This is a genomic window from Lysinibacillus sp. FSL P4-0201, assembly GCF_038593425.1.
GTDB classification, from domain to species: Bacteria; Bacillota; Bacilli; order Bacillales_A; family Planococcaceae; genus Lysinibacillus; species Lysinibacillus capsici.
Map to the genome: position 1 here is coordinate 2,198,360 of NZ_CP151995.1, position 13,453 is coordinate 2,211,812.

Below are 13,453 nucleotides of genomic sequence, written 5' to 3' on the forward strand. Positions count from 1 at the left end.
AATGACGCATCCAGAATTCGCGTACTTAAATTTACTACAACATATATTAGAAAATGGCACAAAGAAAGAAGATCGAACGGGGACAGGTACATACAGTGTCTTTGGGTATCAAATGCGTTTTGATTTAAGCAAAGGTTTTCCTCTTCTAACGACAAAGCGTGTGCCCTTTAAGCTTGTAGCAAGTGAATTATTATGGTTCATTAAAGGAGATACCAATATCCGTTACCTATTGCAGCATAATAACCACATCTGGGATGAATGGGCATTTAAAAAATGGGTGGAATCTGATGAGTATAAAGGTCCTGATATGACAGATTTTGGTCGACGCTGTTTAGTAGACGAGTCATTTAACACATTGTATCAAAAAGAACTTGCCTCATTTTGTGAACGTGTCTTAACAGATGATGACTTTGCACAGCAATATGGAGATCTCGGAAATGTCTATGGCAAACAATGGCGCCATTGGACAACCTCTGATGGCGATAGCCTTGATCAGCTACAGGATGTCATTCATCAGATTAAGCATCAACCTGATTCACGCCGTATCATTGTCAATGCATGGAATCCTGAGGATGTCATTAATGCGGGCGCAAAGGGCAGTAAAGCTGCATTACCACCGTGCCATGTGATGTTCCAATTTTATGTAGCAAATGGTAAATTAAGCTGCCAGTTAATGCAAAGAAGCCTTGATACATTATTAGGCTGTCCATTCAATATTGCGTCTTACGCCTTATTAACACATTTGATTGCACATGAGTGTGGCCTAGAGGTTGGCGAATTTATTCATAGCATTGGGGATGCACATATTTATGCAAACCATGTGGAGCAAGTGAAAGAGCAGCTATCACGTGAGCCAAGAAACCTACCAACATTGCACATCAATCCAAATAAAGCATCCATCTTTGATATAGAGCTTGAGGATTTATCGATTGAAGGATATGATCCACATCCTGCGATTAAAGCACCAATTGCCGTATAATGCTAACAGCAGCCATTTGGGTTGCTGTTTTTTTCAAACTAAGATCTAGGTCTAACTATTTGTTTTACGAAATAGGCAAGTAGTTGGATGACTGGATGAAAAGAAATTAATTATAGTTATTATGGTATAATTAGCATTATTTGGTATAATGGGAATAGTCCATTATATTGTAGGGGTGATAGTTGTGAAAAATACAATGGTACTTCTAGTAGATGAATATGATCGACAGCAAAGCGAGCCAGAACAAAGCATGGGTTCTGTGCAACATGCATATTCTTGTAACAAGATCGAATTGTCGCAGCAGCAAATTCAAGAAATGATGCAAATCATCGAAGAGATTCGTTTGAAAGGTTATAAAGATACACTATAAATGTAAGCGCCTCCTAAGCTATAATGGCTATGGAGGTGTTTTTTTATGAACGTTATTTTTATCGATTCTTATTCTGGGGAAGAGCTGCTACATATGGTGTCACAAGATGTAGCAGGCATTTTGGCAGCAGCGCAAGGAGAAAGTGTGACATTTCCTGTAGGTCACTTTAAATATGAATTTCATAATTTAGATTTTTATGAGGACAACGGTCAAATACGACAGGAATTAGTCATTTACGTAAAAAAAATATAAGCGATACATTAGCAACAGCATAACGGGGAACAATATATACAGGTGACAGGGCTTGACTTTTTTCTGCACCTGTAACTATAATAGTTACAACAGGTGGTGATACATATGGTGAACAGTCGATTTTCGGTGGCGATCCATATTCTTTCGCTCATTGCTACAACCTCTGATAAAAGTCTCCTTACGTCCGATTTTATAGCTGGAAGTGTGAATACCAATCCAGTAGTCGTAAGAAGAATGATTGGTGTGCTAAAAAAAGCAGGCTTACTTTCTTCTCATTCTGGCATGGCTGGCTATGAGCTATTAGTAGAGCCAAAGGATTTAACACTGCTAGCGATTTATCAGGCAATTGATGGGCCAGAGCAGCTATTTGCCATTCATGATGAGCCCAATCCAGCGTGTGCAGTAGGTCAAAAAATCAAGCATACATTAGAGGGTGTCTATACATCTGTGTGGCTGGCAATGGAAGAGCAATTACAAGCACAGACGCTACAGGATGTGCTAGATCAGCTTCGTACTTAGACGGAGATGGTCTTCTTGTATCTAACCTGTAACTAAAATGGTTACAACTAAACCTTAGGAGGAATAAATCATGAAAATTGCCGTAATTGGTGCAACAGGAAAAGCTGGACAAAAAATAGTAGAGGAAGCGGTACAACGTGGTCATGAGGTCACAGCCATCGTTCGTTCAGCAGCAAAAATGACAGCTGCTATTCCAGTAATTGAAAAAGATGTGTTTGATGTGACGCAAGATGATGTAAAAGGCTTCGATGTCGTTGTCAATGCATTCGGTGCTCCAGCTGGACAAGAAGATTTACATGTCAAAGCGGGTCGTCATTTGATCTCGATTTTCCAAGGTATTCCTACAAAATTAGTGGTTGTAGGGGGAGCGGGCAGCCTATTTGTGGACCCAGAGAAAAAAGTGCGTGTGATGGATACACCAGATTTCCCAGCCATGTATTTAGCAACAGCGCAAAATCAAGGACAAAACCTACAGGATTTACAACAATCATCCATTACTTGGACATTTATTAGTCCATCTGCATTTTTCGATCCAGAAGGACCACGTACAGGTCACTATACCGCAGGAGTCGACCACTTATTAGTAAATGACGCGGGGGAAAGCTATGTCAGCTATGCCGATTACGCAGTGGCTGTCGTCGATGAATTAGAAAACCCACAGCACGTTAATAGCCGTTTCACAGTAACGTCAAATAAATAATAAAATGCAACCGAGCGTAGGAAATGCGCTCGGTTTTTTGTGATTTTTTTGCTTTTTTGAAGGATTTTTTTCGTTTACAGAAAAATGACTGTTTACAATACGACTTTTATTAGCTACTATCAAGTGTGAGTATTACATAAAAGGAGACGACAATAATGTCAACACAACGAATAGAAAAAGATTTTTTAGGTGAGCGCGTATTACCAGCAGAGGCGTATTACGGAATTCAAACACTACGTGCTACGGAAAACTTCCCAATTACAGGCTACACAATTCACTCATCACTTATTAAAGCAATGGGGATTGTGAAGAAGGCAGCTGCATTAAGTAATATGGAAGTACACCTATTATCAAAAGAAATTGGTGAGGCAATTGTCGAAGCAGCGCAAGAAGTGATTGATGGCAAATGGGATGCTGAATTTATTGTAGACCCAATTCAAGGTGGTGCAGGTACATCCATCAATATGAATGCCAATGAGGTCATCGCTAACCGTGCCCTAGAAATTTTAGGGAAAGAAAAAGGTGACTATCACACAGTAAGCCCAAACAGTCATGTCAATATGTCACAATCAACAAATGATGCTTTCCCAACAGCTATTCATATCGCTGTGTTAAATTTAATAGATGAATTATTAGTAACGATGGATTATATGCAATCCGTTTTCCATCAAAAAGCAGAGCAATTTGCTCATGTCATTAAAATGGGACGTACGCATTTACAGGATGCCGTGCCAATCCGCTTAGGACAAGAGTTTGAAGCTTATTGCCGCGTGATCAACCGTGACATCGTACGCATTCGTCAAACTCGTCCGAATTTATATGATGTGAACATGGGTGCAACGGCTGTTGGAACAGGCTTAAATGCCTTCCCAGACTACATTAAATCTGTTGATGAGCATCTTGCTGAAATTTCTGGTTTACCATTAAAAGGTGCAACGCATTTAGTGGATGCAACACAAAATACAGATGCCTACACAGAAGTATCAGGCGCTTTAAAAATCTGTATGATTAATATGTCTAAAATTGCTAATGACTTGCGTTTAATGGCTTCTGGTCCTCGCGCAGGCTTAGGAGAAATCCTGTTACCAGCTCGTCAACCAGGTTCTTCAATTATGCCAGGTAAAGTTAACCCAGTTATGCCTGAGGTGCTGAATCAAGTAGCCTTCCAAGTAATTGGGAATGACCATACAATTTCTCTAGCATCGGAAGCTGGTCAATTAGAATTAAACGTAATGGAGCCTGTATTAGTGTTCAACCTAATCCAATCGATTAGCATTATGAATAATGTATTCCGTGCGTTTACAGAAAACTGCTTAAAAGATATTGAAGCAAATGAAGAGCGCATGAAAGAATATGTAGAAAAAAGTGTAGGCGTGCTAACAGCAGTTAACCCTCACATCGGTTATGAAGTAGCTGCTCGTCTAGCACGTGAAGCTATTTTAACAGGTCGTTCAATTCGTGAGCTTTGCATTGAAGAAGGCGTCCTCACAAAAGAACAATTAGACTTGATTTTAGATCCATATGAAATGACACACCCAGGTATTGCGGGTTCTAGTATCATGAAATTAAAATAAAACGAGCAATGATGGACTGTAGACATGCCCTAAAAGGCTGTCTATAGTCTTTTTTTGTAGACCTTTTCTCATATAAAATAGAGCGTATCCTTATGTATTTTAGGATTATTCAACTATAATAATGGTATGGAAGACATATTTTAGTTGGGGGAATTTGTAATGAGTTTACGAAAAAAGAGTTTACTTGGCTTTTCCGTTTTAAATGTTTTAATGATCGTTATTTTATTTATCGATTTAGCCAATGTAACGACATTAGATTGGTTTTCTACCGTGTTAACGATTGTAGGCATCGCTATTACACTATCTTACACAGTGTATGTCCACTACAAAGTGATACAGCCTATCAAACAAATCACAGAGGCTGCACAAGGAATTACGGCAGGTCAATTAGATACCGTTGTCATTGAGGTTCGTGATAATGGTGAAATTTCTCAACTAGCACAATCCTTTTTAGAGATGCAGGAACAATTACGAACAATGACACAAAAAATTGCGCACAGCTCTACAGATTTATCGGCAAGCATCGAGGAATTATCTGCGAGTACGAATGAAATTACGCTTGCTGTGGAAGAAGTAGATCAACAAATGGAGAAGACGTCAGAGGGCTTGAAGCAAGCAGCACAATCGGCTAATGATAGTGCTAAATCTATGCAAGAAACCGTTGATGGCATTGAGCGAATTACAGTAGCCACACAAGATGTGTTTGTGCATGCGAAAGATGCTAGCGAGATAGCAGGAAATGGTGCAAATATTTTACATGTGGCAAAAGAGCAAATGCAATTTATTTCCTCTTCAACAGAAAAAACAAGTGGATTGATGCAGCAATTATCCCTTAAAATGTCAGATATTAAATCAATGACAGATATGATTACTACCATTACAGATCAAACAAATCTACTAGCATTAAATGCGGCCATAGAAGCAGCACGCGCTGGGGAGCATGGTAAAGGCTTCGCCGTTGTAGCTGAAGAAGTGCGTCAATTAGCAGAACAATCAAAGCACTCTGCTACGCAAATTGTGGATTTAGTTGTAGGAATAGAAAGTGATACAAAACAAGTAGCCTCATCAGTAGAAGATGATTTGAAAAATGTTCAACAAGGAGTGTATGTCATTGACGAAGCGACAAAATCATTTGGCACAATTTCACAGCATGTTAGTCAGATGACAAGTCAGCTAGAGGATATTTCGACGACAGCTGAGCAGCTTTCAAGTAGCGCCAATGAAGTGGCATCCACTGTGACAACCATCGCAGCTGGCATGGGCAAGCTATCGAATTATACAGAAGCTGTTTTACATTCAATGGATGAGCAAACAGCCTCAATGCAAGCAGTTAATCATGTCACACAGGATTTAAGTGTCCAAGCGGATAACTTACAAAAGTTAACTAACCAGTTTCAGGTTTAGGCAATGAAAAGGTATGTTGCTAGGTTTTTAAGCCCTAAATAAGCCTTTTCATCAATACTACGAAAAGCCGCACAATGGCACTAATTGACCATAAAAACACTTTCCTAGAATACATGGAAAGTGTTTTTATGGTCGAACCAGCGCAATTAGTTTCCCAGTGAACTCCTCAGATAGTGTGTAGATCGTATGCGTATCCTAGACATGCATCAAACTACTGTTTTGACCTTTATCACCTAACCAAAGATGCTAGCCATATTTGTTTCCTGCCTTGTCCACTATTTGTACATTATGTTCTGGTGAAGCCATATTGACGGTACCCTCGTTTTTGACAGCTGTTGCAATGGCTTGTTGGAATAGTGTAAGTAATTCTTCATCCTGATATTTTTTACTAAAATCACGGTTTATCTTGCCAAATTCAGCACGATTAGAAATGCTGACCTTAGCTAAATCATCATCTGGTTTTTCATTACATCCTAGTAAAACAACGGCTAGTAGAGACACTAAAGCAACTATCATTATTCGCAACCACTCACCCCCTCAATAGGCAAAATAATACCACCATTTCCTGTCGTAGCCCTCACTTCTTTGTAATACATTAAATAAACGAGAGTGAAAGGGGACAGATAGTGGGCTTATTTGATGGATTGATCGGCAATGCAAGCGAGGTGAATTTAGAAAAACTCCAGGAGGAGGTCCATAATTTATTAATTCCAAACGAGACAGTCAAGAACGCCTATAAAATTATTAGAGACACGTTTATTTTTACCAATAAACGATTGATCCTCATTGATAAGCAAGGAGTGACTGGCAAGAAAACAGAGTATCATTCCATTCCCTATAAAAATATCGTTCATTTTTCAGTCGAAACAGCTGGAACATTTGATTTAGATGCAGAGCTTAAAATATGGGTGTCTGGCAGTCCATTACCAATTCAAAAAAACTTCAATAAGGCGACAAATATTTATAAGGTGCAAAGCGTCTTAGCACAGTATGTTTTGGGGACGTAATGAATGTGCTAATAGTACATGTGCACAACCAAAAGCCCGCAGATTTGCGAGGCTTTTCTGTCGTGCCAGGAAGGGGTCGGTGTAACGGATTTTAAATCAGCTTCATGATTACGGTAAGCTCGAAAATACTGTCAAGTGTAAATAAGATTGGCGAAGTCTTATTCAAATACAATCATTTCTCCGACTTCTTTAAACCCGAAGCGTTTATAAATATTTTTTCCATCCTCTGCTGCCTGTAAGACTACGGGCTTTTGCTTATCGATTGTTTGACTGAGTAGGAATTGAAACATCTCACTGCCATAACCCTTGCCCCTATACGCATCTTTTGTCATCACATCATAAATCCCATAGCTATGTTTACTGTCGATTAATAATCCCGTAGCGATAGGTACTTCCTTTATACAACCAATAAACATGCGAGCATTTGATGCTAGTTTTTCCTGTGAGAATTGATGAAAGTAAATTTCTAATGCATCTCTTTCTGCTGTTTCTCCAAATAAACTTAGAAAAACTTCCTTATATTGTAGAAGCTTTTCCTTGTTACTTACTTCTGTGATGGTAAGATAATTGGAAATTCGTGGACCTGTGTGAAGTGTATGGTCAAGCTTCATCATCATATTTCGTTCAGCTTCCTGTAAATTGCAGTCTTTTATCAGCTGTAGCCAATCATCGCTTAGATAGTTGGCATCCACCCACGTGCTGAAGGGAAGTTTATTCACAATGAAATGATTAATCCTTTGTTTAAGATGATTTTCCTTATGAATTATAGGCGATTTCGCTACTAACAAATTAAATGTATCAGTTGGAATATTCGTATTGGCTATGACAAAATGAGCTTCCTCTATAATTTGTCCAGAAACGGCTCGAGTAAATAGTTTCATTTTTTCCTCTAAATTACTCGTTACTACTTGTTGACTTGTTTTCATATTTTTCATCCTTCCCCTATTAGAAGTTCACTATCTTTCATTATAAAGTCAATGAAAGATAAAAAATACGCAGTTCACCTTTTTTACATCCCGCTATAACTTTATTAGTAGTTTGGAAAATATTGTGATATTTGACTTTAGAAAAACACTACTTTACAATTGATTTTAGTAATCTAATAGGAATGTGCTTATACTCATTCCTATGACAACTGAATAGCGTGTAGTAATAGGTGTAAATTGCGTGCAATTTGCTTAAAAGGGAAGTCGGTGCGAATCCGACACTGTCCCGCAACTGTAAATGTGAGCGACTTTTCAGTATCCACTGTCTTTGGACGGGAAGGAGAAAAGAAGCGATGATCATGAGTCAGGATACCTGCCTGTTACGAGTACACACCATAAACCTACGAGGAATAGGAGGTGGCATGTTGACAAAACAGAATGCTCTGTTCGTCACAGTACGTCAAACGCCCATAGTAAATGAAAGGGTTCACAATCGAACTCGTTCACACATACTTAGGGTTTGTTTGGCATTGTGTGATGAAAGAAGATAAAATGAAGGATTTCCTCAAAAGTAGGGAGTCCTTTTTGTTTTGAAAATATGTACGCAAAGGGGATGCACGTATGACAAATATTCATGTAACGACAATGTTGGAAACGCCTTATGAAGATCTGAACATTTGTAAGCAACCACGCACAGAAGTTGCCAAGAAAGCGAAAACAAGAATGGTGGTCGAGTCTCTGATCGATCAATTATTAGCAACGAAGCTGATTCGTAATGATCGCTTCTTTGAGCAAATCTTATATAATAAAGAAATTATTTGGATACAAAATGGGGATGTGGACGGTCATCTTTTAGCGAAAGCAGCCATAGCAGATGAACTAAAAACAAAGACGAATAGTTTTATGATGTACATGCCGACCAATCCGATTGTCTATGAGGTCAACGGAGAAGCGTATCACTTAATTACGCGCATTGATTCTACACGCGCAAAGCCCAACCTCGACCGTCTATCATTGGAGCCAAAGCCTGTTTTAAGTGCCGCTCGTGTCAATGACTTATTATGCTCGATTGTCATGCGCTTTTACGAAACATATTTATATGATTTAGCATCTCATCATGACAAACTCATTGCATTTGTGCAGCAGGAATATGCCCAATTTATTGAAGCGGTGCAAGCGTTAAATGATTATCATTTCAACTGGCATCCACGTGGCAACGGTCACAAGCTTTTACTGCAATTAATTGATCATCTACAACTATTAAAAAGTCAACCTGGTAAGGTACTAATTGATTTTACGAACAAGCATGACTATGTAATAGTTGAACCCGCATATTTGTTGGACAATCCAACAAAGAAAGCTGTCGGTGCACTATAAAAACAAGCCCTCCATTTTTTGGAGGGCTTGTAATATCTTGTGGCAGGGTAGAGATATATTGATGCCCAAGCAAGAAATACCCGCGCTAGAGCGATGGATACCCGTGGAAGCCGAGGAAATACCCGAAGCGAGCAGTCTCATCATCCTACAGGCAATGCATGGCTGCCTGTGCTTCTTGCCATGGAACCGAATATCCTTTGCCCTTTGCACAAAAGATACTAGAGGAACTATACTCAGGATCGGCATTTTTATCGTAGCCAATCTGTGCAATCACATCCTCTGTATTATGGCACACATCATAGCCATCAAATTGGAGTGTGAGTGCACCTTTCCCATTTGTATAGGCGGCAAAGGTTGTGCTGTAGCTCATTAAAGTGGCAACAGGTGCACGACCTGTTATGATAACATCCGTTTCGGATAAAATCGGGTCATCGAACGTGCCAGCTGCTTGCTGAATATCAGTCATCATACGACCGATAAAGTCGTTTGAAGCTTTCATTTTAAAGCGATAATAGGGTTCAAGTAGAACATTTTGTGCCTGCTCCAGCCCCTGACGCAGGGCACGGAAACTGGCTTCACGGAAATCTCCCCCCGATGTATGTTCATTGTGCCCGCGACCTGTTAGAAGTGTAAAATGAATATCTGTTACAGGGAAGCCTGTTAGTAGCCCATGATGGTCACGCTCAAACAGATGCTTTTCAACAAGGCGCTGATTGCCTACAGATAAATGATCGGCATGACAGGCATTGGTGAAGGTATTACCTGTTCCACGTGGATTTGGCTCCATTAATAAATGAACTTCTGCATAATGCTTGAGGGGCTCGAAATGACCATAGCCCGTTACGGTCGTCGCAATGGTTTCCATGTATAAAATTTGCGGCTCACCAAAGGAGACAGCTAATGAAAAACGCGTCATTAATACCTCTGTCAGGACCTCCAATTGAATGGCACCCATAATATGCACATGGATTTCCTGAAATTTTTCCTGCCAGACCACACGCAAGGACGGTTCTTCTGCTTCGAGTAAACGGAAAATCTGTAGCACTTCCTTGATATGCTGATCACCCTCATATTGAACCTTTGCCTGTAAGGTTGGGACAAGCTCATAGGGCTGTGATAGCATCGTTGTACCGATTCGATCCCCAATGTTTGCCTGGCTCAGTCCTTTGACAGCGAAAATTTCTCCTGCCTCTACCTGTTGAACGGTCTCAAAGCGACTGCCGTTATAAAGGCGAATTTCGGTCACTTTTTCTGTTACTTCGTCAAATGAAAATTCATCTCGTACATGCAACGAGCCCTTGGTTGCCTTCATAAAGGTTAAACGCTGGTGCCCATCATGACGAATCTTAAAAACCTCGCCCTCAAACGGGGCATCCTTGTCAAAATGGGAAGCCGTTAACAGCGGGAGCTGGTCAAGAAATTCCTGAATGCCCTCATCCTTTAAGGCCGAGCCAGCAAAGCAAGGGAAGGCACCTTCATTTTTAATCATTTCCTTTAATTGAGCAAGACACTGTTCATGCTCCAATGACTCATTTAGAAAGGCATCAAGCAATTTTTCGTCGCGCTCCGCCAGCCATTCCATAATATTATTTGATACATAGTCTGCTCGCAGTGGCTCATCGATGAATAATACATACTGAGAGCAATCTTTGCGAAGCTGGCTGATGACAGCCTCCATATTGGCACCCTCACGATCCATTTTATTGATAAAGAAGAAGGTAGGGACATGGTATTGACGTAAAAGTTGCCACACTGTTTCTGTATGGCCCTGTATCCCTTCGACAGCGCTAATGATAATAATGGCATAATCCATCACACGAATAGCACGCTCCATCTCAGGGGAGAAATCGACATGCCCTGGCGTATCAATCAATGTGTATGTATCATCGCCAATATTCATGCGCCCTTGCTCGGCAAATATCGTAATGCCTCGTCTGCGCTCTAGCTCATGATGATCAAGAAAGGTATCCTGATGATCAACACGCCCCCGTGCTTGAATACAATTTGTATGAAAAAGCACTTGCTCAGAGAAGGTCGTTTTTCCTGCATCCACGTGCGCAAGTACACCGATCGTTTTGTACATAAGAAATCCTCGTTTCTATAGAATGCTATCTTTTTATTGTAACAGAATACTAGCTTCTATATTTCTTGTAAAATAGTTCGTCTTTATGTCAAAATAGTGCTAATATAATGATGATTATACTTTTAGTGTCATACTACTGATTGCGCGATAAATTTTCTTCTGCTAGTCTATCAATAGTATTGACCATTATAGAACGTATTGGTGCAAATGGCATTTGTCATTTGCTTAAAAGGGAAATCGGTGCAATTCCGATGCTGTCCCGCAACTGTAAATGGGGAGTCTATACAGCATGCCACTGTAGTGAAACTATGGGAAGGCGTATAGATGATGAACCTAAGCCAGGATACCTGCCAGTATGTATTTTTTGACTAAGAACCACGAGGATGGGGATAGTGATGAAGGTAATGATACCGTTATTTCACTATGCTACTCTCTTGGCGACAAGAGGGTTTTTTTATGCCCTTCCAACTACCTTAGTAGTAAAGAAGTCTCTGATTTCTTTCTATATTTTAACAGCAAAGGAGAAAAGGACATGAAGAAATGGAAAAGTATATGGCTGATGATGATCATTGCCTTGGTCGCTGTTTTAGGGGCTTGTAACGCAAAGGACAAAACGGAATCAGTTGCACAAGGTGAAAAGGTTGAGCCATCTGAGGCGGCAGCAGAAGTAACCATTAAAAATAATGACACAACTCAAACATATACGGAAGCACCAACAAAAGCGATTAGCTTAAATCAACATGTGACAGAAATTATGTTAGCACTTGGTTTAGAGGATTCTATGGTAGGGACAGCTTACTTAGATGATAAAATCTATGAACCACTGCAAGAGGCATACGATAAGGTCCCTGTTCTTTCCGATCAATACCCAACGAAGGAGCAAGTCATCGATGCCGAGGCAGATTTCCTATATGCTGGCTGGAAAAGTGGCTTTGGCGAAAAGGGTGTAGGCACACAAGAAGAGCTTGAAGAATTAGGCATCCATACGTATTTACATACGGCTTCCAACATGACAAAGCCAACAATAGAGGATATTTTCACTGATATTCGCAATATCGCGAAGATTTTCCGTATTGAGGATCGTGGCGAAGCTTTAATTGAGCAAATGACGAAAGATGTAGAGGCAGTACAAGCTAAATTACCAAAAGATAGCGAAAAATTACGTGTTCTTGTGTTTGATAGCGGTGAAAAGGATGTATTTACAGCTGGTCAAAACTTTATGAATGAACTTGTGACAATCGCGGGTGGACAAAATATCTTTGGTGATGTGGAATCAGGCTGGACAACTGTGTCGAAGGAAGATGCAGTAGACCGCAACCCAGAGGTAGTTGTCGTGATTGATTACGGTGAAACAACGGCAGACCAAAAGATCCAATTCTTAAAAAATGATCCAGCCTTAAAGGAGATGGAAGCGGTCAAAAATGAGCGCTTTGTCATCCTGCCACTTTCAGCAGCGTCTGAAGGGGTTCGTGCGGCAGAGGCCATTGAAATTTTAGCAAAGGGCTTCTATCCTGAAAACTTTTAATCCATTCGAGCTAGCGTTTTTGCTAGCTCCTTTTTTATAAGGAGCGATAAAAATGAACGCATTTCAAAAAAATGTACCAGATCAAACATTTGAAACACTGAACCGTCATGGTGAGTTTACCCGTCTAGCCGTTAGCCCTGGCATTATTAATAAGCATTATACTCCTGCACAATTCCAAAAAATAGCCGAAATTGCTGGCGAAAAGGGGGCGATAAAATATTCTGCTTCCTATAGTATACTCGTATCCATACCAACGTGCGATGCCACGGAAGCGGTGCAAGCCTTACAGGAAGCAGGTCTTTATGTTGCTCCCTCTGGTTCAATCATAGCCATGAAGGCCTGCGATTTTTGTGATGGGGAGAAAATGGAGGCTGCTCCGATAACCGAACAGCTCTATCATGCCATAGAGGGGATGAAGGTACCTGCAAGAGTGCGTGTCAATATTAATGGCTGTGCATCAGCTTGCTACAATGCAGTCTATGATGATATTGGACTCGTTTACCAACAAGAAAGCTTTGATGTCTATTTAGGGGCAATACCAATGGGAGCAAAGGCACAGGCTGGCACGTTATTCGCTAAGAGGGTAGACGTCACACAAATTGAAGATTTTTTACTGCACCTGATAAACCTTTATAAGGAGCATGCTCGCCCAAATGAGCCCTTTTATAAATTTTATCGCAGAACAAAGTCAGCAGAATATTGGGAACTAGTAAAAAATTCAATTAAATAGAGGAATA

14 protein-coding genes and 2 riboswitches are annotated in these 13,453 nt (G+C 40.2%); of the genes, 11 read left to right on the forward strand and 3 right to left on the reverse strand.

The features are described from left to right. The first annotated feature begins 1 nt into the window (after window position 1). The 7 genes from MKY76_RS10995 (at window position 2) to MKY76_RS11025 (ending at window position 5,798) form a co-directional block, all read left to right on the forward strand. Complete coding sequence (locus MKY76_RS10995; RefSeq protein WP_342557839.1) at window positions 2-979, forward strand: thymidylate synthase; 978 nt, start codon at window positions 2-4, stop codon at window positions 977-979. Window positions 980-1,163: 184 nt separating this feature from the next. Next, window positions 1,164-1,349, forward strand: a complete 186-nt coding sequence (locus MKY76_RS11000) for a hypothetical protein (RefSeq protein WP_048394492.1) — start codon at window positions 1,164-1,166, stop codon at window positions 1,347-1,349. Window positions 1,350-1,394: 45 nt separating this feature from the next. Continuing rightward, window positions 1,395-1,601, forward strand: coding sequence for a hypothetical protein (locus tag MKY76_RS11005; protein WP_036080672.1), 207 nt, complete (start codon window positions 1,395-1,397; stop codon window positions 1,599-1,601). A gap of 105 nt (window positions 1,602-1,706) precedes the next feature. Next, on the forward strand, window positions 1,707-2,120 hold the full coding sequence (locus MKY76_RS11010) for an Rrf2 family transcriptional regulator (protein ID WP_048394490.1): 414 nt from the start codon (window positions 1,707-1,709) through the stop codon (window positions 2,118-2,120). A 70-nt stretch (window positions 2,121-2,190) separates the two neighbouring features. Continuing rightward, window positions 2,191-2,820, forward strand: a complete 630-nt coding sequence (locus MKY76_RS11015) for an NAD(P)-dependent oxidoreductase (RefSeq protein WP_319840389.1) — start codon at window positions 2,191-2,193, stop codon at window positions 2,818-2,820. Between the two features lie 155 nt (window positions 2,821-2,975). Next, window positions 2,976-4,394 (forward strand): aspartate ammonia-lyase, encoded by a 1,419-nt coding sequence (gene aspA, locus MKY76_RS11020; protein ID WP_004230240.1) that lies wholly within the window; start codon window positions 2,976-2,978, stop codon window positions 4,392-4,394. Between the two features lie 159 nt (window positions 4,395-4,553). After that, the gene (locus MKY76_RS11025) at window positions 4,554-5,798 is read left to right on the forward strand and encodes a methyl-accepting chemotaxis protein (RefSeq protein WP_259950678.1); all 1,245 of its coding nucleotides are present in this window, start codon (window positions 4,554-4,556) and stop codon (window positions 5,796-5,798) included. A gap of 246 nt (window positions 5,799-6,044) precedes the next feature. On the opposite strand, the gene MKY76_RS11030 is transcribed toward MKY76_RS11025, so the two are convergent. Then, window positions 6,045-6,323, reverse strand: a complete 279-nt coding sequence (locus tag MKY76_RS11030; protein WP_255601633.1) for a hypothetical protein — start codon at window positions 6,321-6,323, stop codon at window positions 6,045-6,047. 101 nt (window positions 6,324-6,424) lie between these two features. On the opposite strand from MKY76_RS11030, the gene MKY76_RS11035 reads away from it, so the two are divergent. Next, on the forward strand, window positions 6,425-6,805 hold the full coding sequence (locus MKY76_RS11035; protein WP_048395723.1) for a PH domain-containing protein: 381 nt from the start codon (window positions 6,425-6,427) through the stop codon (window positions 6,803-6,805). A gap of 158 nt (window positions 6,806-6,963) precedes the next feature. Here MKY76_RS11035 and MKY76_RS11040 read toward each other — a convergent pair whose 3' ends face one another. After that, window positions 6,964-7,731: a GNAT family N-acetyltransferase gene (locus tag MKY76_RS11040; RefSeq protein ID WP_342557840.1), complete on the reverse strand. Its 768-nt coding sequence runs from the start codon at window positions 7,729-7,731 to the stop codon at window positions 6,964-6,966. Between the two features lie 211 nt (window positions 7,732-7,942). Continuing rightward, a riboswitch (cobalamin riboswitch) is annotated at window positions 7,943-8,127 on the forward strand. 225 nt (window positions 8,128-8,352) lie between these two features. Here MKY76_RS11040 and MKY76_RS11045 point away from each other — a divergent pair. Beyond that, window positions 8,353-9,108 carry a hypothetical protein gene (locus MKY76_RS11045; RefSeq protein ID WP_342557841.1) on the forward strand — a complete coding sequence of 252 codons (756 nt, stop codon included), beginning with the start codon at window positions 8,353-8,355 and terminating at the stop codon, window positions 9,106-9,108. 145 nt (window positions 9,109-9,253) lie between these two features. Here the strand turns inward: MKY76_RS11045 and MKY76_RS11050 are convergent, their stop codons facing one another. After that, window positions 9,254-11,191, reverse strand: coding sequence for a translation factor GTPase family protein (locus tag MKY76_RS11050; RefSeq protein WP_342557842.1), 1,938 nt, complete (start codon window positions 11,189-11,191; stop codon window positions 9,254-9,256). A 182-nt stretch (window positions 11,192-11,373) separates the two neighbouring features. Next, a riboswitch (cobalamin riboswitch) is annotated at window positions 11,374-11,561 on the forward strand. A 162-nt stretch (window positions 11,562-11,723) separates the two neighbouring features. Between MKY76_RS11050 and MKY76_RS11055 the strand changes: the two genes are divergently transcribed. After that, a complete protein-coding gene (locus tag MKY76_RS11055; protein ID WP_342557843.1) occupies window positions 11,724-12,716 on the forward strand; it encodes an ABC transporter substrate-binding protein in 993 nt (330 codons plus the stop codon). Window positions 12,717-12,768: 52 nt separating this feature from the next. After that, window positions 12,769-13,446: a precorrin-3B methylase gene (locus MKY76_RS11060; RefSeq protein WP_115674427.1), complete on the forward strand. Its 678-nt coding sequence runs from the start codon at window positions 12,769-12,771 to the stop codon at window positions 13,444-13,446. Window positions 13,447-13,453 lie beyond the last annotated feature (7 nt).